We start from the raw sequence: 24,566 nt of genomic DNA, 5'->3' as shown, positions 1-24,566 counted from the left end.
GATCAAACATGACCATTGAAGCACCGCGACTCGCGACATCCCAGCTGCACCCCACGCGTGCCAGCATTCCCGCGCAGGGCGCGGATCCGCGCCTGGGCGCGGCCGCCGTCGCCGCTGCAATCCTTGCCACGCACCCGGCGATGGTGCAGGCACTCAGTGAGGAAGCTGCCAACCGGCAGCGTTCGGGCAACCAGGGAGCCGAAGCCCGCACCGGACCGGCACCTGCCGTTGAACTGCCTGCACCCGCGTTCACGATGGAAGAAGCCGAGCAGATGCTGACGGGCATCGTCGAGCGGCTGCCGTCAATGCTGTTCGCCCCGCTTGGCCTCCAGGATCCCATCGCCACGGAGGAGGGCACCACGGTGCGCGCTACCGAGGGCGCGGCCAGCCAGCTGCCACCCAGCGAGGCTGACCTGCAGCCCGTACCGAACGCGGGCCTTGAGGACGGCACCGGTCTGGATGCTCAGCAGGCGGCAGGTTCCGCCAATCTTACCGGGTGGTACGTCTCCAACACTTTCGTCAACCTGCTGATCGCATTGCAGAAGGTCCTGCTGGAATTTGCGGCCAACGAGCGGACAGACAGCGCAACGATGTCCACGATGAAGCTCAGGACCAGTGAGTTCGCCGGCAGGACGCAGGTACAGGCGGCCGTCGAGAACTTTGGTACCTCCGTCGCCAGCGGCATGGTCGGGATGGGTATCGGCGCGGCATCGATGAAGAAGATGTACGAAACCACGTCGACGCAGACCGGTAGCATGCAGCGGAACCTGAAGGAGGCAAACACTACCAGCGTGACGACTGAAAACATGCGGGTCAGTGCGAAGACACACGCTACTCCGAGCTCAGCGCTGCGCCCAGACCGTAACCTCGACGACACACCGGTGCGGGCCGCCACAGGTAACGGTCGCGGACCGGCGCAGGTAGAAGGGGATCTCAATGCAAATGTGTCGGCCATGAACTTCACCGGTCGGAGGACCGGTCTGGACGCGGTTCCGGCGGGCGCCCAAGAGGCGCATGGCATCGAGATGGCAAAGTCCCAGATCCCACAGGCCCAGGCGACGTTGTTCAACATGGCGGTCTTCCCGGCAGTGACCGGCGCGATCCAGTCCGGCGGCACCATCCAGTCGCAGACCACTACGGTGGAAAGCGACATCGCCAAGCAGAGCGCAGAAGTCCTTGGCAACACGGCCAGAACCCACCAGGAGCAGTTGGCCAACCATCGCGCACTCATGGAAGCCACCGCGCAGCTCTATGCGACGCTTCTGGCGCTGCAGCAAGGCACCAACCAGCACATTCTTGAGCGAGCCTGAGACGTACCATGACCACCGGAATTGAAACTGCCGCAGCGTCCCGGACGCTGCGCCACCTGCAGACTGTCCAGACCGAAGTGCAGGCCGCCGCGCTCGAAGCGCCCGCCATGCACCCGGAGCTTCTGTCGCGGCTGCAGCAGTTTGCCCGCTTGGCGCGCAGCGCCAGCGCAGCCGCGGTCCGTCAGGTCGCGCTGAGTGAAGAGGTGAGGACCGTCCGCCTAGGCACCATGGGGCCCCCCGTCATGGAGGCCCTTAACGACGCGGTTGCACTGGAAGAACTGAAGCGGAAGAAGCAGAAGGAGTCCGAGCTTGCCTCGGCAATGGATAGGGCGCTACAGGACTCCAATCGGTCGCAGATGGACCTGCTGCGCGCGTTCCCGTTCCTGATGCCGCAGATCGTCCTGGAGGACGAGAATGGCGTAGGGCTTCCCGGCTTCCAGTCCCCGATGGAGAACCCGGCGGACATGGACACCAGTGGCCTGGTCTGGAACTCGCACACGGATTTCTTCGCGCAGATCAGCGCGTTGCTGGAAGTGCTGAAGACCGAATGGTTAAGCAAGTACCAGGATGCCTTGGCCAAATTCCTGGAGTTCTATCAGACGTTCTCCGACATCATGGAGGACTTGAAGCCAGTCGCAGACGGCGACAAGGGTGATGTCAAGCCAAACTTCAGCGCCGTCTATTCCAGACTGGTAGCCCTCGCAAAGGAGTATGGAACGGACCCCAGCGTAGTAAATGCGTTGGCCTCTTTCTCCACTCAGGCGGCGGCCGATCAGTTCATCAAATCCATGGGCCTTCCAGGCCTGAAGGTGATGCGGGGCGAGGACGGCAAGTACCACGTAATGATGGATGTTTCGGCCGTCAATCAGATTGCCGAGAGTATGGTGCATTCGCATTCGCCGCTTGGACCGATTCTCAAGGGTACGATGGATAGCGCTGCCTACAACGCTTGGGTCTCGTCCAAGGACAGCAACATGGAACAGATCAAGCACGTGAGCAAGGTGCTGGGTGAGAAGCTCAACGAGATGACCCAGAAGTTCGACAACATCGTGAAGATCCTGAGCTCGTCGATCGACAAAATGTCCGAGGCCAACAACGCCTACGTTCACAATACCTGATCGGCGGTCAGGAACTTCGACAATGTTGCAGAGATTCTCAGCTCGCCCATCGGCAAGATGGGCGAAGCCAACAAGAGATGCGCGCAATTCCTGATTGGCGCGCGCCAGGAGAAACGTAATGCCCGCGATTGCAACACCCATTTCCACGCAAGTGACGCAGCCCGTCCAGCGACGTGGTTTCAGCCTCGATGACACCTTGAGACTTCCGCTGAACGACGTCAGGAACAACGACTCCACACCATTGCGGTGCCAGATGCCCTATACGCCGGGGAAGCATGAGCGGGCCGCCAGTGGTCTGGCGATCAGCGAGGCCTGCGGTGTGATGAAGGCGCGCCGTGATGCTGCCGAGGACGCCGGAAACAGGCGTGAGCTCAACGCGTTGAATCGGGCTATGGCCTGGGTTGGTCCCGGCAGTGCGGCGCCGCCGAAGCCCAAGGTGCAGGCTTACCTGACCGCGTTCGGCGGAATGCGTGGTGGCCTTGCCTTCTTGCAGCGTGAGGCACCGCACAACGAAGCGGTGAACCGCTGCTTGGCGCTTATGGACAATGCCATCGGAAACGTGTGCGTCAAGATTGGCAGGTGTGACAGTCCGCCCGATGGGTATGGGCATGGCGGCGCGTCCGATAAGCTGTCCGATGAGATCGAGAAGGCGTCTCGGGTGATGCTTCAGTGCGCGCACGAGGTTGGTCGCGACGACGTGATGTGGGGCATTGCCAAGGCCATGCTTCCACAGTCCATGATCGAGAGTATCGCCGAGCGCACCCCGGATGCATTGTCGAAGATCCTGCGGGGCGACGCGCCTCCCAAGGATGTAATGGAGGCGCGCGTCTATCTCTCGTTGAAGAACGTGCTGGATGCGGCGCTGGACTCCGGGGAGCCAGTGGCGCTCGCGAACGCGATCCTCCATCTGCTCAAGGCGCCGGAGTATGTCGAGACCGAAGTGCGGGGGCGGAGCGGTGATCAGCCCAAGGTCCCCGAGCAGGCACGGACCCCATTCAACCCCGGCCCGGGCCCTCAGCCGTTCCCAACCACCGGGGCACCCTGGGCGTACTCCAACACCCATGCGCCGGTGACCGTGAACAACGATCTCAGCGAGTTCATGCGAAACCAGCAGGCGCCCCAGCTGACGGAGATCCGCAACCTGGTGAACGACTTGCTTGATCGCGGTTATGCGATGGGCGTTTCGCATGCAGAGAATACTCAGCTTCGCGCGGAGAACACTGCGCTTCGCAAGCAGAACGCAGATCTCATGGAGATGCTCCGAAAGGTCAACCAGCGGCTGAGCCTCTTTGCCAAGGGGCCCGATCTGGTTCGCGTTCCCGCTGGAGCGTCGGAAGACGAGGTCGATACCACGGTGCAGAAGCAGGACACGCCTCCGCCGAGCGACGACCGGAATCCGCGATCTGCGCTGGATCCCGATTCGCCGCGCGCCCCGCGCGTGCCGGATGTGAACAGGCAGCAGAACCAGCTCAACCGGCAGGACAACCAGAATCGCCAGGACAACGAACAGCGTTCGGATCAGCAACTCAACCGGGCCGACAACGGCGCTGGCGGTCCGAGGAACCCGAAGCGGGACAATGACGCGGACAGCCGGAACCGCTTGGGCGGCACCCAGCAGCTCGATCAGCGTCAACGGGACGAGCAGAATCGCTACCTGCAACGGGATGACGGTTCCAACCGCTCGGGCGGTCTTGGCGGGTATGGCTCTGGCACTCACTACGCCGAGTTCAAGGGCTTCCTTCAGGCGGCCGAATACGAGGAAAGGATCGAGCCACGCGATAAGTTTGAGCCGCCCACCGAGCGCAGGAAGGACCCGAACGTGGTCAAGGCTTCGCATGTGGCGAAGTACGTGAAGGAGCGCAGTGCGAATGCCGGTACGCCGTTCGTCCCATCCATGACGGGCGCGCTGCGTCCGCCCGTGCATTCGTCGCCGGGGCGCGTCAGGGAGCTGATCCAGGAGTTGGGGGCGGCACGCTTCGTTCCGAGCAAAATAGCGGAAGAGGAAGGCACCGTGGGCCTCAAGAAATCTGCTCCCGCCACGTTGCCAGCCAAGTCTCCTTTGCAGGAGGGAATGGAGGCCTTCTTCAAGAAGCGCGACCTGGCGTTGCTTGAGCTTGCGCAGTCCCGCCCGTCCGTCCAGGCGCAGCCGGCATCGGCGGTGCTGGGTGGCCGCACGACCTTCCAGTCGTTCCTGGATACCTTGCCCTCCACCCCCGTTGCAGCGCGAAGCGTGCTGAACCGTTCTGATTCCCGCGCAAGCATTGCCAGCAACGAGAGCGACGCCAGTGAAACCGGATCTGAACTCGGCAAGCGGATCTTCTCCGCCTCCAGGCAGTCACGGGCCACCCTGCCTCCGCGTGCCGGGCATGGGCCGCTGAACGCCCCGGCCGCAGGGTTGACGCCATTGGCCCTGCTGGCAAGGCGCATCCCGTCGGCGCCTATTGTTGAGACGGCTGTGCGCACACATGCGGTGTCGCCCGCTTCTCCGGGCTTGGCCAATGGGCAGCGCCAGGATGTCCTCCGCCAGAACATCGTGGACGATGCGCGGACTCCCCGCGGCGGGAAGGAGCGCTCCATCAGCGTCGGCGTTCCCCACGATCCGCTCGACAGTATCGATCCGAATGCAGTTTATGAGCTTCTCAGGGATGAGGAACCGCTGCAGAGCGACGTGACGCCGGGACAGCAGTACAAAACGTTCGATGAGGAATGGGATGCGCTTTCGTCATCTTCCACCAGTTCTGCTTCGAGCGTTGCGGGCGACGAGCACGAGGAACAGGTGGACTTCGGCTACTTCGAACCCGAGCGCGACAACATGGTCGTGCAGCGCAGCTATTCCGCCGTCAGCATGGATTCCGGCCGGGACTCGCCGCCGGTATTGAGCGCAGATGAGAGCGGGGAATCGAAGACGCCGCTTCGCGTGGCCGACCGCGTTGTTCTCAATCCCAAGGGGAATGACCTCGCGAATCAGCAAGCGCAGCTCATCAAGGAGTTGAGCGAGCGCCTGAAGGGAATGAAGGAAAACGAGGAATGAGCACCGTCCTCAGCCTGCAGGACATCCGCAGACTGGCCGCCGCCCATCTAGGGCGGCCGCTGGAAGAGGTCGGGTCCCAGCAGCGCCTGGTTGAAGACCTCGATGTGGACTCGCTGGAGATGCACGCGCTGCTGATCCAGATCGGGGAAGCGGGCGGCACGCTGCCGGACGCGGAAGTCCTGCGTGCGGTGATCACGCTGGCCGACCTGCATCTTGCGATGACCAATCCGGACGCGTTGACGTGACCTGCTGGAAGGCAGGGCTGCTGGTGGCGCTGGCCACCACGGCCCTGCCGGCCAGCGCCAACCAGGTGTTCGCCAGCCTGGATCGCAACGGCCAACTACAGGTATCCACGGCCCCCCTTGCGGGGGCCAAAGCGTTTGATCCGCTCAGGCCCTACGCGCCGGCCCCCGTTCGACGCGCCCCCAACGCCGCGTCGGCCCCAAAGGCCGCAGCGCGATGGGCGCCGTTGATCGAGCAGGTGGCCGCCGAACACGGCGTGGACGCGCGCCTTCTGCACGCCATCGTCCGGGTCGAATCCGCCTACAACCCCCAGGCGCGTTCCCACGCGGGCGCGCTCGGGCTGATGCAGGTCATTCCCGCAACCGGTAAGCGCTTCGGGGCGAGCGACCTGTTCGACCCGCTGCAGAACCTGCGCGCCGGCACGGCCTATCTGGTCTGGCTGCACCGTCGCTTCAACGGCGACCTGACCCTGATGCTGGCGGCGTACAACGCCGGCGAAGGTGCGGTGCAACGCCACGGCAACCGCGTGCCGCCCTTCAGTGAAACCCGACGCTACGTCGAGAAGGTAACTGCGCTCTATCAGGCCGTTCACTGATTGCTCGCCGCCGGCGACATGTAGTACTGCAACAAAATGCAGTCAGCGGACATTGAAACTTTCTTCATGTCAGGGGTTTGGGGGAGCTGTCAGTCTGCGCGTCGTCGCCGCAATGCCTTCTGCAACGGCGCTTCCGCTCCCGCCTTCCCCGGACTCCAATGCTCCCCGCGCACAAGTTGAAACTGCTTTCCGGCCAGCTCGATGGCGTGGAATTCACCCTCTCTCCTGGCGACACCGTCTTCCATGTCGGCCCGGCCCGCACCCTGCACCAGGGCCAGCTGGGCGTCACGTTGGCGAACGCCGACAACGTCTTCTACATCCCCGGTGATCTGGCGGCAGCTTCTTTCCGTATCCACCTGGGCGACGACAGCATCACCTTGGAAGTGCGCACGGAAGGCGCGGATCTCTGGAGCCCGCAGGACCTGCCGCTGAACGCGGTGCTGCACGTTGTCGGCTTGGCGCTCGCCATCCGCTCGGAACACGATACCTGGTCTGCCGCTGTGCTCGACCATCGCCTGCCGGTGCTGGTGGATGAAGGTTTGACCCTGACCCCGGTCACGCGCCCCACGCGCAGTGCCGGCGCCCGCCGCTGGATTGCCGCAGCAGCACTGCTGCTGGTGGTGGGCGCCGGCGGCTGGTGGGGCTACGAGCGCCAGCGCCCGGCTGCCCAGGTGCGCACGCTGGAAGCGGTACTGGCGAAATCGCCCTACAACTACACCGTGGTGCATGACGCCGACGGGCGCCTGTATGCCTTCGGCGACAGCGCCGAGGCCGTGGCATGGGGGCAGCGTGCCAGCCAGCGTGCCGGACGCCTGCACGACCAGTACAGGGAGCGGCAGGTGGAGGCCGCCCGCATCGGCGCCGTGCTCGACAGTGCCAGCGTCGCTTATGCGGTCATCCGCCTGCGCGCGCCACAGCAGCCGGAAGTGGTGATCACCGCGCTGGGCATCAACGATGTGGAGCGCCGCCAGCAGGTACAGGCCTTGCTGGTGCCGCATATGCCGTATGCCACCCGCATTGACGTGCGTTCGGTGGGCGATGGCCAGCTGGTGGCCATGGCACGTGACGAGCTGCGCGCACGGGGCATCACCACCCGCACCGGCAACCACGCCGGCCGGGCCAGCATTTCCAACGATGTGTTCCTCGATGACGCCTCACTGCACGCGATGGCGCGCTACCGCGACGATTTCGTGCAGCAGTGGGGCGAACGCCGCGTGCGTATCAGCATCCGTTTGTGGGACGACCTGCTGAAGGGTCGTTCCTACCAGTACTCCCAGGACCAACTGCTTTCCGTAGGCGAAGGTCGCTGGGATTTTTCCACGGCAGGTAGCCGTTGACCATTCTTCCGGAGTAACTGTAATGACTACACCAACCGTTGGTACCAAGCCCGTTCCGGGCGATGATTTTGATGGCGATGTCCAAGGCCCACAGTGGGGCTGGCTGGGCGATCACAGCGATCGATTTGATAAGGGTGTGAAAACCCTGAAGAAGGCGCTGGACGACGCGTTCAAGAAGATCGCGGGCGATGGCATTGAAGGTGGCATAGAGGGCGATCCGACGAACCCGGCATACCTCGCCGATTATCAGACCGCCCTGTCGGCGTACACCACCTACCGCACCCTGCAGTCGAACTCGGCCAAGAGCCTGTCGGACATGCAGAAGCAGAACGCCCGCAACCTGGGTTGATGAACTCCTTCGCCGGCAGCAGCGCTGCCGGCGCCAGGACTGTACGCGGGAAACCCCGCAGGAGATGCACCCGTGCAAGTGAATCAGATCGCCACCCAGATCAATGTGGTGGGCGACCCCGAGAGCGTCGCAGTACCACTTTCCGATCGCATGGGCCACGCCTTGGCCAACAGCTACGTGGACGCCGGCAACGATCTGGCCGCAATTACCGCTGCCAGCAACAACCCCGTAACCGCATCCAGCCCGGCCGCCCTGTTCGAGCTGCAGCTGAACCTGGCTGATTACAGCAAGCGCATGATCGTCGCCGCCGGCCTGGCCAACCACGCCAACAAGACGGTGGAGACACTGCTCAAGTCATGAACATGCCGCCCTTTGCGGCAACCGTGCGCCGGCTGAGCCGGTGGCGCGTGGTGCTGCCCCTGCTTGCGCTGGTGCTGCTGGTGGGCTGCGCGCGCAAACCACTTCTGGAGAACCTGGACGAACGCCAGGCCAATGAAGTGATTGCCGTGCTGCTGCGCCATAACATCGATGCCGAAAAGCACAACCTCGGCAAAGGCGGTTACCAGGTCCAGGTCGGCCCGCGCGACCTGCCGGAAGCCATTGAACTGATGCAGCGCAACGACCTGCCGTCGGCGCCGCGCAGCCAGGTGTCCGCCGCGTTCCCCGCCGATTCTCTTGTCAGCACGCCGCTCGGTGAGCGCGCGCGGCTGATTTCGGCCGTGGAACAGCGGCTGGAGGAGTCGCTGCAGCTGATCGATGGCGTGCAGTCCAGCCGCGTGCACCTGAACTACGACGCCAACCTCGGCACCGAAGGCCGCCGTGCCGAACGTCGCCGCATGCATGTGGCGGCGGTGGTGGCGCATGAGCCGGGCGTGGATGCCGAGGTGCTGCTGCAGACGGTGAAGCGCTTCCTGCGCAACACCTTCGATGGCGTGGAGTACGACAACGTCTCGGTCATCCTTACCGAAGTGGAGGGGCCGCGCACGCTGGCGGTCACTGCCGGCAACGAGCGCAGCGTTCCGCTGGCGGTGATGCTCCTGTGTGGCGCCGTGGCCCTGCTGTTGCTGTTGGGTGGCTGGGTGGTGATCCGCTTGGTACCGGCAATTGGCAACCGTGCACGTACGGCCTGGCAGCGGATGTCCGGCCGTGGGGATGGCGCGCGCGGCTGGCGGCGGTGGCGCGGTGCATGAGGCCATGCACATCGCGTATGCCCCGGCCGCGTATTACAGGCCGTGGCGGGCGGTGTACGCCGGCGCCTCGCTGGATCAGCAGCGCTGGCTCAACACCACGCTGATCCGCCAGCGGCGCCTGCCCATGCCGGCAACGCTGGCGGCGCCGGCCGATGTGCTGACACGGCGATTGATGGGGCTGTGGCCGAAGCTGCCTGAGGTGGCCACGCTGATGGCGGCCGCGCGGCTGCGTGGCTGGCTGGCATCGCAGCGCGGCTGTTCGGCACTGCCGGCCACGGTGCAGGCGTTCATGCGGGCGGACCATGCGCGGCAGCCGGAGGGCTGCGTGCAAGAGCCCGCACCGGCGGATCTCTCCGGGGTGCTGCTCGTCTGGGGCGGCGTGGAGCTACAGCCGCTGGCCCCGCTGCTGCCCGCGTGGCTCTCTGCACGCCTTTCCCTTCCCTTTGCGCCGATGGCGGGCGACACCCTGCGCCCGCTCGCACGAGAACGTATTGACCTGGACCTCTTCTGGACGGCGGTGACCTATGTTGAAAAGCTTTCCTGAGCACGTCCTGGCGCACGCGCAGGGCGGGGTGATTGCCCCCAGCGCGCTGGGCCAGGCCGCACGTGCCGACCAGCTCGAGTCCGCCGCAAGGCGTCGCGCATCCGCCGTGCTGGGCGCGCTGCCGGAGCAGGTGGACGCCGCCATCGCACAGGCCCGGCTCGATGGGTTCAGCCAAGGGTATGCCGACGCCATCGCCGAGGCCGTGCCGCTGCTGGCGGCTGCACTGGGCTATGTGCAGGCCACGCGCGATGCGGTGCTGGGCCAGGTGCGTGAAGTGATCTCGGCAAGCCTTGCTGCCGAAGGCGTGGATGCGGCGTTGGTGGTGCGCCGCTGCGAACAGTTGCTGGGTGCGGCCGATTCGGGCCTGGTGCTGTACGTGCCGGAGCAGATGCCCGCACTGGGCGAAACCGTGTTGGCGCAGCTGGCGACGAAGGCCGATGCCCCGTCTGTGCAGATAGTGGCCTCGCGGTCGGCGTTGCCGATGCTCAAAGCCGGCCCGTTGTTGTTTGAGCTGGACCCGGTAGGCGCGATGGCCGCCGCCGTGGAAGCCAGCGTGGATGCCGAGGCACTGGAAGCGGCCGCGCGCCAGCGCGCCGGTGCCTACGTGAGCGGGATCGACACCCGGCTCAAGCGCTTGCCTTTACCCTGACCTTGATTGGAGTGGACTGATGATGCTGGAAAAACTGGGGGCGATGGCGCCCCTGAACACGACCACCGTAGGTGGCCAACAGCAGACGCTGATGCAGCGCATGCAGGCCTCGCTGGACGACCCGTCGACCAAGCCGCCGGGCTTCGAAACCCTGCCGTCGCTTCCGGACTTCGACAAGAAGCCGATCGCACCGGACATCGCTGAGCTGACCCGGGAGATGGCACGGAAGTGGTGGTGCACCGAATTCATGCAGGCCATGATCTTCGGCGACGAAGAGAAACTCGGCCCGAAGCCGGACGAGTACTGAGGAATGAAGCGGGCCGCATGACGCGGCCCGCTTCTTTTACAGCTCAGCCGCCCGGTGCGGGCTGGCCCGCCGGTGCCGCGATCCAGCGATCGATCTTTGCTTCCAGGATATCCAGCGGCATCGAGCCATCGCGCAGTACCTCGGCATGGAACCGGCGCGGGTTGAACCCCGCACCCTGCGCCGCCTTGGCCTTGTCACGCAGTTCCATCATCTTCAGCTCGCCCAGTCCGTTGGCCAGGGTCTGGCCGGGCAGGGCCATGAAGCGCTCCACTTCCGCGGTGGCATCGTCCACCGGCATGTCGGCGGTCTTGACCAGATAGTCCACCGCCTGCTTCTTGCTCCAGCCCTGCGCGTGCACGCCGGTATCGGCCACCATGCGCGCACTGCGGGTCAACGCCCCCTGCAGGTAGGCGATCTTCGCGTAGGGATCCTGGTAGACCCCCAGCTCGTCACCCAGCGACTCGGCATACATGCCCCAGCCTTCGACGAACGCCACATCGCCACCGAGGCGGCGGAAGCGCGGCAGTTTGTCCAGTTCCTGCTGAAGGCCCAGCTGCACGTGGTGGCCGGGAATGCCTTCGTGCAGGTACTGCGCCGGTGCCGACCAGGTGCGGCGCGTGGGCAGGGCGTTGGTGTTCACATACAGCACGGCCGGGCGCATGCCATCGGGCAGCGGCGGCTGGTAGCTCACGGCGGCGGCGCTGGCGGCGCGGTCGGCTTCCACCGGCTTGATCTCCAGCGGTGCCTTCGGCAACGTATCCAGCAGCGAAGGAAGGCGCGCGCCCACCTGCTGCTGCAGCTGCTTGTAGCGCATCACCAGTGCATCGGGGGTGGCGTACTGGAAGTCCTTGTCGGTACGCATGCTGCGCATCAGTTTCTGCTGCGAGCCGCGGATGCGGTTTTCCTTCATCACCGCCGCGATCTGCTCCTGCAGGCTGGCCACGCGCTGTTCGCCCAGCGCATGGATCTGCTGCGGGCTGAGCGTGCTGGCCGTGCTCTGCACGATGTTCTGGGTGTACCAGGCCACGCCATTGGGCAGTGCGGACAAGCCGTCGGTCTTCCGGGTTGCCGGCAGGTATTCGGTGGCGATGAAGCCGCGCAGGGCACGGTAGGCCGGCATCAGCCGGTACTCGATCATGCGCTTGTATTCGGCGGTGATGCGGGCCTTGTCGGCCTCCGGGAAATCGTCGGGCATGTTGCGCACCGGCGCCCAGAAGATGCTTTCCTCGGCGGTGGGCTTGATTACCGCATCCAGCTGCGGCAGCACCTTTTCCATCAGGTCGCGCGGCTGCACCACGCCGGCGCGCATGCCTTCGCGCATGTTGGCGATGGCCTGGTCGAACAGTGGCGGAATGCCCAGCGAGCGCTTGGACCAGGTGTCGTAATCCTGCACGGTGTTGAACGGCTGCGCGCCGGAACCCGAGCCCAGGATCGCCATGATGCTGCCCAGGTTGTAATACTGGCTCACCGGCAGCATCCAGCCGGGGTACTTTTCGGCGGCGAGCGACATGCGCGCATCGCGCACGAATATCTGGTAGCTCAGCAGGTCCTGGCCGGTCAGGCCGTCCGGGCCGATCTTCTCGACCTTGCCCAGCCACTGTTCGGTGAAATCATGCGACTGCTGGCGGTAGGCCGGCGAGAGGATGTTGGGCAGCTGGTCGTTGTGGCGGGCATCGCCCTGGAAGGTGGCCTGCAGCGGGTTGAGCCGCATCGAGGCATCCCAGTACTCGTCGTAGATGCGCTCGAGCTGGGCGGCCTTGGTCTGCTGGCGCACCAGCGGCTGCCGCGCGGGGGCGGCAGCGGGGCGGGCGCGGGGTTTGGCCTTGGGCTTGGCCTGGCGCGTCTGTGCGGCGGCGGGCCGGTTGGCCTTCTTCTTGGCGGCTTCGGCCGGGGCAGCGGCAGTGAAGACCAGCAGTGAGGCAATCACGAGCGCCAAGGCACGGGCGGGGTGGGGCATCGAATGCTTCCGTAAATCCTATACAGACCCGGGAGCTTGCCTGATTCAGCCGGACACGACCACCTCAGCGCCCGGTCCATACAGCGTAGAGACACGCCACGCGTGTCCCAGGGAACCCTACCGAAGCCGGGGAATCCCTATTCAGCGCTCCCCGGCCCGGGTAAACGGCACGGTTTCCGGCGCCACGGCGCCGCCGGAGATGATGAAGCTCATGGCCTGGTCCACCGTCCAGTCGGTCGGGGTCAACAGCTCCACCGGCACGATTTCCAGGTACCCGGAGGTCGGGTTCGGGGTGGTCGGCACATACACCGCCGCCAGCTCGCGCCCGGTGCCCTGTTCACGGATTACCCGGGTCACCAGGCCCACGGCCTTCATGTCCCGGTGCGGGAAGTCGATGAGCACCACGCGCTGGGTGGTGCCCGGCTCGGTCTGCAGCATGTCCAGCAGATTCTTGGCGCTTTCATAGATGATGCTGGCCAGCGGAATGCGCTTGATCACCGCGCCGAACCAGCGCAGCAGGCGCTGGCCGATCACGCGGCGGCTGAGCACGCCCACGCTGAGGATCACCAGCAGCGTGGCCAGCAGGCCGAACACGTTCTGCATCCACTCCACCCGGACCCAGCCCAGGTAGTGCGGGAACGAGGCGGCGATCTGCGCCGACAACGGCACCACCACCGGGCTGCTGATGCCCGACAGCAGCACGAACACGAATTTGATCACCACCCAGGTCAACCAGATCGGCAGCAGGGTAAGCAGGCCGGTCAGGAACAGGCGCTGCAGGGAGGGGCGCGGAGCGAGGTGGGGGGCTTCAGGTGACATCGGCGCATTGTAGCGGGGCGGCGCCCCGGTTTACGCTGCCCGGCGCCGCAGGATGCGGCCCGTTGGGGGAATGCTGTGTTGAGCGTACTGAAATGGATGGGTATCGCGCTGGCGGGCCTGGCGCTGCTGGCGCTGGCGACGTTGGGCATTTCATGGGCGTTGCCGATTCCGGCAGCCGAGCGGCAGGCGCTGGAGGCGATGGAAGCCCCGCCGCCGGCGCGCCCGGCGCAGGCCAATGCATTTGGCGCCATATGGCTGATGCCGTATGACGGCATTGATGCTTCCCAGCGGGACGCGCTGGTCGCTGCCGATGTACAGCGTTTCCGCGAGCACCCGGAGCGGCCCGGTTCTGGTACCAGCCACGCCGATGGCCGCTTCGAGCGCGTTACCCCGGAAACCCGCTGGTGCCGGCGCGGCGAGCCCTGCCTGGCGCAGGTGCGGGCCCATGCCGAGGAAGTGGCGGCAGCTCACCAAGGTCACGAGCCGCTGCACGCGCGCATCGGCGATCTTTCCAGATACCGGTACTACCAGAGTGCGTTCGACGTGGAGGCCAACATGCCGATGCCGGCGATGGTGGTCCTGTTTGATCGCACCTCGGCCCATGCGCTTGCGCATGTAAACGGCGACAGCACCGTTGCATTGGAGGGCGTGTGCCAGGACGTGTCGAGCGCGCGGATGCTCATGGGCGAAGGCGACAACCTGGCCGTGGCGATGATCGGTGGGGCATGGGCAGAACGCAGCGCCGGGCTGTTCACCGAGATCCTGGCCGAGCTGCCGGCGGATGTTTCGGTGCCCGCAGCGTGTACGCGTGCGTTCGCGCCGCCGCAGGTGCGGGAGCTCGATCTGTGCCAGGCCATGCGCGGTGAATTCGGGTTCCAGCGCGCAGCGATGGCTAAGGTGCCGAGGGAGGGGCAGCTGCTCCTGGACAAGCGCAAGACGCTGGCGCGCAGCGCGTGGCTGCTGTCGCGCAGCTGTGCGGATGAGGTGCAGCTGCAGATCCAGGAAGACCGGCGGGTGCAGCTGGCGCCGCCGTTGCCGGTCTGGACACCGCACTGTGTCGCCAATGCCGTGGGCTGCGTGCTGATCGATATCGCCGGCCCCGCCTACGACGAGTACCCGCGCCGCATGCAGGACGTGGGCGCGCAGCTGCGCATGGCCGGGGCGATGCTGTGGCTGCGCGGGCAGCCGCAGGAGGAGGGCGGCGCCATGCAGGTACTGGCACGGCTGCCGAAGGAACTGGGCAGCGCGCAACGACCGCTGCGCCTGAGCGAAGACGGGAAGCACGTGCAGGTGCCTCGCTTCGGTCCCCAGAGGGAAGGCATGCCACCCACAATCAGCGCCCCGCTACCGTAGCGACACGCCATGCGTGTCCCACGGGGCGGCCCGGACATTCGGAAGGACACGCATGGCGTGTCCCTACGCCGTTCGCGGCGCTGTCAGCCCCGCGCCTGCGGCTTCAAGCGGATGTACACCTGCTTGCGCACCCGCGCCACCACTTCCCCCTGCGCATCGACAATGTCATTGCTGAACCAGTGCAGGTACTTCTCACCGCCAGCGGTAGCTGCCCGCAACTGATCCAGCAGCGCCTCATCCAAGCGGAACTCAGCGGAAACAGTCCCACGGCCCGGCTTGAGGAACTCAATCTCCCCAGCCCGATCCCATACGTAGTAATCGCGCCCCAGGTTCTGCATGACGGTCAGCATCCAGAACGGATCGGTCATCGCAAACAGGCTGCCCCCAAAGTGCGTGCCCACATAGTTCTTGTTCCACGGCCGCATCCGCAGCTCCACCCGGACGAATCGGTAGTCAGGCGTGACCTCGGCGACATGGATACCGGCAAACAAAAACGGCGGCCACAGATTGAGTCCGTGGCGAAATAGGCTGGCCTTCATATAGGGGGCAAGGGGCAGGGGAGATGCAGAAAGCTTACCATCCGCAACCGTATGGTGTGCAATCCACCTCCCCTGCCGCCGCGGCGCCACCGGTAGGTTCGCATCCCAATCGACCGCCGACCAAGGTGATTACGCCGGTAAGGCATGACCGACGAAGTAGCAGCGTCTTCTAGATGCTGATCTATTCACTCAATCGATGTAGCACTGAATGTCCTCACCAGCACGTTTGCAGGTGAACTTTGCGGGGTCATAAACAGGCAGTTGGCCATGAACAGGAATGTTCGCCCATGCTGCCCGCTCGATGAATGCCTGAGCCAGAACCCTGTCGGTCCAGTGATACTGATAGGTCCAGTGACCATCAGTAGGAGCGAAATCTTCTCTGCTCTCTTGTATTGAATTCCCTAATGCTGACTGTGTACCCAAGTAGTGCCACTGGCTCGATGCGTGATCGAAGTGCAGCTCTGCATAGGATTCTTCCCGGTTCACAAACCACAAAAAGGCCTTGATCGGATGGCTGCCTTCCAGCATGTACTGGAACTTCAACAGCTTTCCTGACGTCATCGAGGTGTCGAGGAATCTCAGGTCCGGATGCTCAGCGAGGTAGCGAAATACATACTGACGAGCGGTCAAATGGGTTGGGTTGAGTGAAGAGAGGTGGTGCCCCCAGAGATGGCTGTAGCCCTTGCCGTGTTCGGTCCCGGGCGCAAGCAGTTCTACTCGATGCAGATAAATTGACATCTCTCCATTGGATCCGCTGTACAGATTCATCATGCCAAGGAACTGGTTCTTCACCCAGCCCTCTGCTTCAAACGAGACTGCGTGCAACGCTCCGTCCGCCATCTTGACCTCATAACCAGCAATGGAGAGATTCTGCGCGTCATACACATAATGCCGCCCAACCCCCTGCGCCAGTGCCACATCCTCCATCTCATCCGGCGTGCAGTAGTAGCACTTGTACGCAATCGGATCTTCCTCGTTGGCGACCGCCTGCATCGGCATCGCTGCCAGCAGCAACCACAGCATCTTTTTCATGGTCCAGCTCCTTGCCATCCCGCACACGCGGGGTAGGCGAAGTGGAGCAGTTGGGGTTGTGGCGCGGTATAGGAATTCAACGAACGCGCGTGTCGTGAAATCACTTCGGCAACGTAGTGCCGGAATGAGTGTGACGAAGTGCATGCTTGAATGGTTGATCGCGTCTGGAGCGGTAGAGCCACGCCCTGCGTGGCTGTGCGGTGCCGGAATGACAAGCAGCCACGCAGGGCGTGGCTCTACGCCTCGGGTTCGCCGGTGGCGTAGCCGTCGCGGCCTGCGGCCTTGGCGCGGTACAGGGCGGCGTCGGCGCCTTCGAAGTAGTGGCGCGGTTCGGTGGTGGCGTCGGGAATGTGGGTGTACAGGCCCACGCTCAACGTGATCTGCGCGTGCTGCTGCGCGCCGATGACCCGGTGCATGCCGCGCACGGCGGCGATCAGGTCTTCGACGACCTGGACGGCACCTTCGGAGGTTGTATCGGGCAACACCAAGGCGAACTCATCGCCGCCAAACCGCGCGGCCATGTCGCGCGGGCGGCGCGCATGCGCGCGGATCTCGTTGGCGATACGGCGCAGCACGGCGTCGCCGGCAGGGTGGCCGTGCAGGTCGTTGTGCTGCTTGAAGTGGTCCACGTCGATCAGCACCAGGGTCAGTGGGCGACCACTGCGGCGGCCGGCATCATGTTCCTGCTGCAGCGTCTGTTCGAAACGCACGCGGTTGCCCAGCCCGGTCAAGCCATCGCTGTTGGCCTGCCGGCGCCACGCGGCGATCCGCCACAGCACCCACGCGCAGATCACCGCCAGCATGCAGGTCAGCGCGGCAGCCGGAGCGAACCAGAGTTGGCCCGCGCGCAACAGCACGAAGCTGGACAGCAACGCCAGCGGCAGGGCCAGCAGGGCGCTGGCCACCGCGCGTGGCAGGGTCAGCCCCAGCGCGCACAGCGCCACCAGCAGCCCGCTCAATGCCGCCTGCCACGGCGGTGCCAGCACGTTGATCACCTTGCCGGTCAGCAGCATCGAGGCCACGTTGGCCTGGTATTCGGTGCCGCTCATCCAGCGCTCGCGCGTGGTCGGAGTGAGCAGGCGCGGAGCGATCCCGCTGGCGGTCATGCCGACCAGGATCAGACGATCGTGCAGCACGTCCGGCGCGACATCGCCATTCAATACATCCGCGTACGACACCTGCGGGAAGCGCTCGGGCGGGCCGGCGAAGCGCACGCGCATGTAGTGGTTGCGGTGCCATTGGTAGGGCGCGTCATGCCGGGGGCGGGTATCGATCAATCCCGGCAGTGGCCCGCGCAGGTTGGCCAGCGCCAGGCCCAGCGCAGGCCAGTGCGGCGAGCCGATGCCCCCCGTGAGATACAGCCCGCGGGTAACGCCATCGGCTTCCACTTCCACATCGCTGTGGCCCAGCATCGAGGCGTTGGCGGCGATCAGCGGAATCGGCAGCAGTTCCTCGGCCATGCGCGGCCCGCTGGACGGTGCCGCCAGCACCGGCAGCACCACGTGGCCGTTGCGGCGGATCGCAGCGGCCAGTTCGGCATCCTGCGCGCTGTCCTGGCGGTCCGGCTCGGACAGCAGCAGGTCCAGTACCACGCGCTGGCTGCCGGCGGCGGTCAGGCGGTCCAGCAGCCGCGCATGGGTCGAACGCGGCCACGGCCATTGGCCGAGCTGCTGCAGGCTGCTGTCATCGATGGCCACCACCAGCAGGCGTGGGTCGGGTGTGTATTCCCAAGATCCCACGTAGGTGTCGTAGATCGCTTCATCCTGCTTCCAGAACCACTGCCCGTGGCTGGCTGCCGCCGCCAGTACGCCCACCAGCACCGCGAGCACGATGCGCCGGGGCCAGGAGAGCGTGAGCGGCCTCACAGCAGCAGGAGCAGCAGCAGGGCGCCGGCCCCGGCGCCATAGCAGGTGCGGCAGGGCAGCGTGACCTGCTGCGCGGGCGAGAACGGGCCGGCGTAGCCGTCGTCATCGATGGTCTGCACGCGCACGTGCAGCGTGCCGTGCCACGGCCGCTTGAGGGTGACCTCGGGGTGGTCCAGCTGCTGGTCGAGCAGCGGTTGGGCGAAATCGCCGCGCTTGTCCAGCTGCACGCGGTAGCGCTGGCCGGGCTCGCCGGCCTGCCAGCGCAGGGTGAGCTGGCCCTTGGCCGCCTGCGGCGGCTGCAGCGCGGGGTCCACCGGCGCATCGCTGATGGCGAGGGACACCGGTTGGCCGAAGCGGCCGCGGTGGCCGTTACCGTCGCGCGAGGCCACGCGCCAGTAGTACGTGCCCGGGGCGAGGTCGTCCTTGGCGCGCACGCGGGTGCCGCGGCCTTCCTGCTCCAGCACCGGCTGCAGGAACTGCGGCTCGGTGGCGACCTGCAGCACGGTGCTGGCGGCGCCTTCCACCTGGCTCCATTCGAAGCGCGGGCGCGGGCTGGCCAGCGTTTCGCCGTTGACCGGGCGCACCGTGAGCGGCGGGGCGGGCTGGTCACGCACGTTGAAATCGGCCTGCGCATCCAGGCCTTCCACGCCATCGGCACTGACCGCGCGCACCAGCAGCCGCAGCAGGCCGGGGGGCAGGTCGGGCACGGTCATGGTGGTGTCGGCGGTGTCCCTGGCGAACAAGAGGATCTCCGGCTGATCGGCGCGCACTACTTCTACCCGGTACTGGGTGGCTTGCGCTACTGGTTCCCACGCCAACAGCGCCGGCAGCGAGTCCAGGCGCAGCCCGGTGCGGGCCAGGACCGGGGCTGGCAGCAGCGCTTCGGGGGTGTCGGGGCGGGCGTCCAGCGCCCGGTTGCGGGTGGCCTGGCCGCGGGTGACCAGCTGCTGGCCACCCCGGTTGCCGACCTGCACGCGCCCTTCCAGTACCTCGGTGGCGGCCATGCGGCCCGCGCCGCCGGCGCTGACCCGGAACTGCGTGCCGCGCACGCTGCTGGTAGCGGTGGGCGCATCGATGATGTAGCGCGAGGCGGGGCCCTTGGCCGGGGTGACCTGATTGCTGCTGCGGCCCTGTTCCAGGCGCAGGCGGGTATCGACCATGCCGGTGTGGCCATAGCGGCTGAGCTGGTCCAGGCGCAGGTGCGAGTGTTCGCGCAGCTGCAGGCGTGAATCGTCGGCGAAGGCGAGGGTGACGCTGGCATCGCTGCCGGTCAGCAAATGGGTACCGATGCCGAGCTGCTCGCCTTCGGCAACGTCATGCAGGGGGCCGTTGTCGCCCAGTCGTGCCTGCACCGGGCCGCGCACGGCCAGCACCCGCGCCGGTGCCGGCTGCACCAGCAGCCAGGCAATGGGGAACCGGAGCTGGCTGCCGGGCGGCAGCCGATAGGGGTCGGCCACCCGGTTGTGCGCCTGCAGCTGTTCCCACGCCACGCTGGGTTTGAGGTAGCGCGCCCCCAGGTCCCACAGGGTATCGCCGGGACGGACCCGGTAGGTCCAGTCCTGGGCCAGCAGCGGGAAGGCGGGCAGCAGCAGCGCCAGCAGCATCAGCAGGCGGGCGGAGCAGGCGCGGGCGCGCGGAAAGCGGGTCGAACTCACGGTCATCTGTGCCCTGAAGGCGGGGCCCAGCCGTGCAGCCCCCATGGCCAGACCGCATCCCCCCGAATGGATCGCGGTCGAAAGTAGACCGCCATCACATTATTGCCCGGTGCCGGTGCAGGGATTCTGAACGCCGCAGCGGCTCAGAACAGCAGCGCGGCCATCGAACGGCGGTAACGGCCGACCAGCGCGGCATCGTCGATCACCTTGAAGGCGTCGATCAGCAGCTTGCGCGGCAGGTTGTCGCTGTAGGAGCCATCTTTCTGCAGCATGGCCAGGAACTGCTCCAATGCGGCTTCGTCTTCGCCGCCAAGCAGCTGCTGCACGCCACGCAGGTGGCGGGCCTGCAGGTCGCCACCGTCGGCGGCGATGCGCGCCTCCAACTGCTCCGGCGCGGGCGCGTCCTGCAGTGCCTTGGCGAAATCCAGGCGGGCACGGGCGCGCACGGCGCGATCGTCGGTGGACAGGTTGGCCGGCAGCGCCTCGATCAACGCGCTGGCTTCGGTGGTGGCGCCGGTCTGCAGCAGGGCCAGGGCCAGGTCGAGCTTGAGCTCTTCCTTGTCCGGCTCGGCGGCGATGCCGGCGCGCAGCACATCCACGCGCGCCTGCGGGTCCAGCGGGGCCGGTTCGTCGTCGGCGGCTTCGGGCGCCTCGGCCGGGCTGATGCCGTGCTGGGCCAGGAACTCGCGCAGCTGGCCTTCCGGAATCGCACCGGGGAAGCCATCCACCAGCTGGCCGCCCTTGACCAGGAACACGGTGGGCACCGAACGGATCTGGAAGGCTGCTGCGATCTGCTGCTCCTTGTCCACGTCCACCTTGGCCAGCTCGAAGGCGCCGTTGTATTCGCCGGCCAGCTTTTCCAGCATCGGCCCCAGGGTCTTGCAGGGTTCGCACCAGGTGGCCCAGAAGTCGACCAGCACCGGCGTCTGCAGCGACTTCTGCAGCACCTGCGCTTCGAAGGTTTCGGTGGTGGCGTCAAAGACGTGGGGCAGTTCGCTCATGGTCGGGAAATCAACGATTAAAGATGTACCCAGTGTATGGTGCCGGCCATATTGAGAAGCAACCCCAATGGTTGCGGAGAAGGGCCCGATGAAGACCGTGCAACGTTTCGACCCCTTGTTCGGCGCGGCCGGCGCCGTGCTGTTCCTGGCCTCGGTGCTGGGCTTCGGCGCCGTGTTGCCGGGTTACCTGCCGCTGGGCCATCCGGTGGCGCTGCTGGGCGCGACCGGGATACCGCACGCAGTGGCCTTCGACCTGCTCGGCTTCGTGCTGCCGGGGCTGCTGGCGGTGGTGGTGGCGCTGCGCCTGCTGGCGCGGGTGCCGGTTACCGCGCCGTGGACGATGCGCGTGGGCGGCCAGATGCTGGTGCTGTCCGGGCTGGCCTTCGCCGCGATGGGCGTGCTGCCGCTGGACCCGACCGACATCGAGAGCCCGGCCAGCCAGTACCACGCCAGCGCGTGGATGGTCTGGGTGCTGGCGTTCGTGCCCGGCGCGCTGATGTCCGGTTTTGCCGCACGGCGCCTGCCGGGCTGGGGGCGGCTGGCGGCGCTGCACGTGTCCGCCGGCCTGGCGGTGCTGGTGGGCGCGTTCGTGCTGCAGGCGGTGATTCCCGCGCCGGTGGCCCAGCGGCTGGCCTTCGTTGCGTGGGTGGCCTGGCTGGCGGCCGCGTTGCCGGTGGCCAGCAAGGTCCGCCACGGCTGAACTGACGGATTCGACCGCGATCGACGCAGGTGTGCGCGCGTGATCGCCGCCATGGAGAATCCGGATATGGGTAATTCCGTGATTTATCAACGGGATGCCATTCCGGTCCGGTATTCGCAGCGGCGACGATTGGAGCCGTTTGCCGCACTGCGGTACGCTGTGCCGCTTTGCCGCCGCAACTGTGTTTTCCATGACCAGCGTCGAACCCAACGTATACGATCCGCAGCAGGTTGAATCCGCCGCCCAGAAGTTCTGGGACGCCACGCGCGCCTTCGAGGTGAACGAGGCCTCGGACAAGCCGAAGTACTACTGCCTTTCGATGCTGCCGTACCCGTCGGGCGCGCTGCACATGGGCCATGTGCGCAACTACACGATTGGCGATGTGATCAGCCGCTACAAGCGGATGACCGGCCACAACGTGCTGCAGCCCATGGGTTGGGATGCGTTCGGCCTGCCGGCCGAGAACGCGGCGATCAAGAACAAGACCGCGCCGGCCAAGTGGACCTACGCCAACATCGAACACATGCGTGGCCAGTTCAAGTCGATGGGCTACGCGATCGACTGGTCGCGCGAGTTCGCCACCTGCACGCCCGAGTACTACGTGCACGAACAGCGCATGTTCACCCGGCTGATGCGCAAGGGCCTGGCCTACCGCCGCAACGCGGTGGTGAACTGGGACCCGGTCGACCAGACCGTGCTGGCCAACGAACAGGTCATCGACGGCCGTGGCTGGCGCTCGGGCGCACTGGTGGAAAAGCGCGAGATCCCGCAGTGGTTCCTGCGCATCACCGATTACGCCCAGGAACTGCTGGATGGCCTGGATGAACTGCCGGGCTGGCCGGACTCGGTCAAGACCATGCAGCGCAACTGGATCGGCCGCTCCGAAGGGCTGGAGATCCAGTTCGACGTGCGCGACGCCGACGGCAGCGCGCTGGACCCGCTGCGCGTGTTCACCACCCGGCCGGACACGGTGATGGGCGTGACCTTCGTGTCCATCGCCGGCGAACACCCGCTGGCGCTGCACGCGGCCAAGAGCAACCCGGCCCTGGCCGCGCTGCTGGCCGAGATGAAGCAGGGCGGCGTGTCCGAAGCCGAACTGGAAACACAGGAAAAGCGCGGCATGGACACCGGCCTGCGCGCGGTGCACCCGGTCACTGGCGCCCAGGTGCCGGTGTGGGTGGCCAACTTCGTGCTGATGGGCTACGGCACCGGTGCGGTGATGGCCGTGCCGGGCCACGACCAGCGCGACAATGAGTTTGCCAACAAGTACGGCCTGCCGATCCGCCAGGTGATCGCGCTGAAGTCGCCGCGCAAGGACGAGGCCGCCTACGACGCGACCCGCTGGCAGGACTGGTACGGCGACAAGACCCGCGAGACCGAGCTGGTCAACTCCGACGAATTCGACGGCCTGGATTTCCAGGGCGCCTTCGAGGCGCTGGCCGAACGCTTCGAGCGCAAGGCCCAGGGCCAGCGCCGGGTGAACTACCGCCTGCGCGACTGGGGCGTGAGCCGCCAGCGTTACTGGGGTTGCCCGATTCCGGTGATCTACTGCCCCAAGTGCGGCGCGCTGCCGGTGCCGGAAGAGCAGCTGCCGGTGGTCCTGCCGGAAGACGTCAACTTCGTGGGCACCGGTTCGCCGATCAAGGCAGACCCGGAATGGCGCAAGACCACCTGCCCTGATTGCGGCGGCGCGGCCGAGCGCGAGACCGATACCTTCGATACCTTCATGGAATCGAGCTGGTACTACGCGCGCTACACCTCCCCGGGTGCCCGTGACGCGGTGGACAAGCGCGGCAACTACTGGCTGCCGGTGGACCAGTACATCGGCGGCATCGAACACGCGATCCTGCACCTGATGTACTTCCGTTTCTTCCACAAGCTGCTGCGCGATGCGCGCATGGTGGACAGCAACGAACCGGCGCAGAACCTGCTGTGCCAGGGCATGGTCATCGCCGATACCTATTTCCGCCAGAACCCGGACGGTTCCAAGGACTGGATCAACCCGGCCGACGTGGACGTGCAGCGCGACGAGCGCGGCCGCATCACCGGTGCGGTGCTGATCGCCGACGGCCAGCCGGTGGAGATCGGCGGCACCGAGAAGATGTCCAAGTCCAAGAACAACGGCGTGGACCCGCAGGCCATGGTGAGCCGCTACGGCGCCGACACCGTGCGCCTGTTCTCGATGTTCGCCGCGCCGCCGGAACAATCGCTGGAGTGGAACGAAGCCGGCGTGGACGGCATGGCGCGTTTCCTGCGCCGGCTGTGGACCCAGGTGCAGAAGCATGCGGACGAGGGGGTTGCCCCGGCACTGGAGCTGGCTGCGCTGACCGCCGAGCAGAAGGCGCTGCGCCGCAAGACCCACGAAACCATTGGCAAGGTCAGTGACGACTACGGCCGCCGCCACAGCTTCAACACCGCCATCGCCGCGGTGATGGAGCTGATGAACGCCCTGGCCAAGTTCGATGACGGCTCCGCGCAGGGCCGTGCGGTCCGCCAGGAAGCGCTGCAGGCCGCCGTGCTGCTGCTCAACCCGATCACCCCGCATGCCAGCCATGCGTTGTGGCAGGTGCTGGGCCATGGCGAAACGCTGCTGGAAGACCAGCCGTTCCCGCAGGCCGACGCCAGCGCGCTGGTGCGTGATGCGCTGACCCTGGCCGTGCAGGTCAATGGCAGGCTGCGTGGCACCATCGAGGTGGCCGCCGATGCCCCGCGCGACCAGATCGAGGCACTGGGCCTGGCCGAGCCGAACGCGGCGAAGTTCCTGGACGGGCTGACCGTGCGCAAGATCATCATCGTGCCGGGCAAGATCGTGAACATCGTGGCGGGGTAATCGGCGTTGGATGCTCGTGCCGCGCTGCGCGCGGTTGCCACGCAGGGCGTGGCACTACGAATTGCTACGTGCGCAGGACGATGGCGCTGTTTCTCAAGCGGTGTTCACGTGGGTTCGGGCATCGTACGGGGTAATCGTTTTT

The 24,566-nt window shown here is 66.1% G+C and carries 22 protein-coding genes; 15 read left to right on the top strand and 7 right to left on the bottom strand.

What is annotated here, in order from left to right:
* Positions 1–8 precede the first annotated feature (8 nt).
* The 12 genes from NMB40_RS12395 to NMB40_RS12340 all read left to right on the top strand — a co-directional run bounded on the left by NMB40_RS12395 (position 9) and on the right by NMB40_RS12340 (position 10,673).
* Positions 9–1,310 (top strand): IpaC/SipC family type III secretion system effector, encoded by a 1,302-nt coding sequence (locus tag NMB40_RS12395; protein WP_494358587.1) that lies wholly within the window; start codon positions 9–11, stop codon positions 1,308–1,310.
* An 8-nt stretch (positions 1,311–1,318) separates the two neighbouring features.
* A complete protein-coding gene (locus NMB40_RS12390) occupies positions 1,319–2,428 on the top strand; it encodes an IpaD/SipD/SspD family type III secretion system needle tip protein (RefSeq protein WP_494358586.1) in 1,110 nt (369 codons plus the stop codon).
* Between the two features lie 118 nt (positions 2,429–2,546).
* A complete protein-coding gene (locus NMB40_RS12385; protein WP_494358585.1) occupies positions 2,547–5,459 on the top strand; it encodes a hypothetical protein in 2,913 nt (970 codons plus the stop codon).
* Complete coding sequence (locus tag NMB40_RS12380; protein WP_494358584.1) at positions 5,456–5,704, top strand: phosphopantetheine-binding protein; 249 nt, start codon at positions 5,456–5,458, stop codon at positions 5,702–5,704. The genes NMB40_RS12385 and NMB40_RS12380 overlap by 4 nt, the downstream gene beginning before the upstream one ends.
* 23 nt (positions 5,705–5,727) lie before the next feature.
* Positions 5,728–6,297 (top strand): lytic transglycosylase domain-containing protein, encoded by a 570-nt coding sequence (locus NMB40_RS12375; RefSeq protein WP_494358583.1) that lies wholly within the window; start codon positions 5,728–5,730, stop codon positions 6,295–6,297.
* Between the two features lie 176 nt (positions 6,298–6,473).
* A complete protein-coding gene (locus NMB40_RS12370) occupies positions 6,474–7,634 on the top strand; it encodes a PrgH/EprH family type III secretion apparatus protein (RefSeq protein WP_494358582.1) in 1,161 nt (386 codons plus the stop codon).
* Positions 7,635–7,656: 22 nt separating this feature from the next.
* Positions 7,657–7,983 (top strand): EscF/YscF/HrpA family type III secretion system needle major subunit, encoded by a 327-nt coding sequence (locus NMB40_RS12365; protein ID WP_494358581.1) that lies wholly within the window; start codon positions 7,657–7,659, stop codon positions 7,981–7,983.
* 72 nt (positions 7,984–8,055) lie between these two features.
* A complete protein-coding gene (gene sctI / locus NMB40_RS12360) occupies positions 8,056–8,343 on the top strand; it encodes a type III secretion system inner rod subunit SctI (protein ID WP_494358580.1) in 288 nt (95 codons plus the stop codon).
* On the top strand, positions 8,340–9,173 hold the full coding sequence (gene sctJ, locus NMB40_RS12355; protein ID WP_494358579.1) for a type III secretion system inner membrane ring lipoprotein SctJ: 834 nt from the start codon (positions 8,340–8,342) through the stop codon (positions 9,171–9,173). The genes sctI and sctJ overlap by 4 nt, the downstream gene beginning before the upstream one ends.
* 4 nt (positions 9,174–9,177) lie before the next feature.
* Positions 9,178–9,717, top strand: coding sequence for an OrgA/MxiK family T3SS sorting platform protein (locus NMB40_RS12350; RefSeq protein WP_494358578.1), 540 nt, complete (start codon positions 9,178–9,180; stop codon positions 9,715–9,717).
* On the top strand, positions 9,701–10,366 hold the full coding sequence (locus NMB40_RS12345) for a hypothetical protein (RefSeq protein ID WP_494358577.1): 666 nt from the start codon (positions 9,701–9,703) through the stop codon (positions 10,364–10,366). Before NMB40_RS12350 ends, NMB40_RS12345 begins: the two co-directional genes overlap by 17 nt.
* Positions 10,367–10,385: 19 nt before the next feature.
* Complete coding sequence (locus NMB40_RS12340; protein ID WP_494358576.1) at positions 10,386–10,673, top strand: hypothetical protein; 288 nt, start codon at positions 10,386–10,388, stop codon at positions 10,671–10,673.
* Between the two features lie 43 nt (positions 10,674–10,716).
* On the opposite strand, the gene NMB40_RS12335 is transcribed toward NMB40_RS12340, so the two are convergent.
* Positions 10,717–12,630: a DUF885 domain-containing protein gene (locus NMB40_RS12335; RefSeq protein WP_494358575.1), complete on the bottom strand. Its 1,914-nt coding sequence runs from the start codon at positions 12,628–12,630 to the stop codon at positions 10,717–10,719.
* A 141-nt stretch (positions 12,631–12,771) separates the two neighbouring features.
* Positions 12,772–13,449, bottom strand: coding sequence for a DUF502 domain-containing protein (locus tag NMB40_RS12330; protein WP_494358574.1), 678 nt, complete (start codon positions 13,447–13,449; stop codon positions 12,772–12,774).
* A 78-nt stretch (positions 13,450–13,527) separates the two neighbouring features.
* Here NMB40_RS12330 and NMB40_RS12325 point away from each other — a divergent pair, with 78 nt between their 5' ends.
* Positions 13,528–14,802, top strand: a complete 1,275-nt coding sequence (locus tag NMB40_RS12325) for a hypothetical protein (RefSeq protein WP_494358573.1) — start codon at positions 13,528–13,530, stop codon at positions 14,800–14,802.
* An 83-nt stretch (positions 14,803–14,885) separates the two neighbouring features.
* On the opposite strand, the gene NMB40_RS12320 is transcribed toward NMB40_RS12325, so the two are convergent.
* The 5 genes from NMB40_RS12320 to trxA form a co-directional block, all read right to left on the bottom strand.
* A complete protein-coding gene (locus tag NMB40_RS12320; protein ID WP_494358572.1) occupies positions 14,886–15,341 on the bottom strand; it encodes a DUF4442 domain-containing protein in 456 nt (151 codons plus the stop codon).
* 189 nt (positions 15,342–15,530) lie between these two features.
* Positions 15,531–16,373 carry a hypothetical protein gene (locus NMB40_RS12315; RefSeq protein ID WP_494358571.1) on the bottom strand — a complete coding sequence of 281 codons (843 nt, stop codon included), beginning with the start codon at positions 16,371–16,373 and terminating at the stop codon, positions 15,531–15,533.
* A 236-nt stretch (positions 16,374–16,609) separates the two neighbouring features.
* Complete coding sequence (locus tag NMB40_RS12310) at positions 16,610–18,238, bottom strand: CHASE2 domain-containing protein (protein ID WP_494358570.1); 1,629 nt, start codon at positions 18,236–18,238, stop codon at positions 16,610–16,612.
* Positions 18,235–19,899: a FecR family protein gene (locus tag NMB40_RS12305; protein WP_494358569.1), complete on the bottom strand. Its 1,665-nt coding sequence runs from the start codon at positions 19,897–19,899 to the stop codon at positions 18,235–18,237. The genes NMB40_RS12310 and NMB40_RS12305 overlap by 4 nt, the downstream gene beginning before the upstream one ends.
* 137 nt (positions 19,900–20,036) lie before the next feature.
* Positions 20,037–20,894: a thioredoxin gene (gene trxA, locus NMB40_RS12300; protein WP_494358568.1), complete on the bottom strand. Its 858-nt coding sequence runs from the start codon at positions 20,892–20,894 to the stop codon at positions 20,037–20,039.
* A gap of 88 nt (positions 20,895–20,982) precedes the next feature.
* On the opposite strand from trxA, the gene NMB40_RS12295 reads away from it, so the two are divergent.
* Together NMB40_RS12295 and leuS are read left to right on the top strand one after the other, a co-directional pair.
* Positions 20,983–21,594: a DUF998 domain-containing protein gene (locus NMB40_RS12295; RefSeq protein ID WP_494358567.1), complete on the top strand. Its 612-nt coding sequence runs from the start codon at positions 20,983–20,985 to the stop codon at positions 21,592–21,594.
* A 190-nt stretch (positions 21,595–21,784) separates the two neighbouring features.
* Positions 21,785–24,424 (top strand): leucine--tRNA ligase, encoded by a 2,640-nt coding sequence (gene leuS / locus NMB40_RS12290; protein ID WP_494358566.1) that lies wholly within the window; start codon positions 21,785–21,787, stop codon positions 24,422–24,424.
* The last annotated feature ends 142 nt before the right edge of the window (positions 24,425–24,566 follow it).

It is taken from the genome of Stenotrophomonas sp. FBCC-B152 (assembly GCF_059134105.1).
The sequence above is the reverse complement of the archived record's forward strand: the minus strand, read 5'-3'. Positions and strand labels throughout refer to the sequence as shown.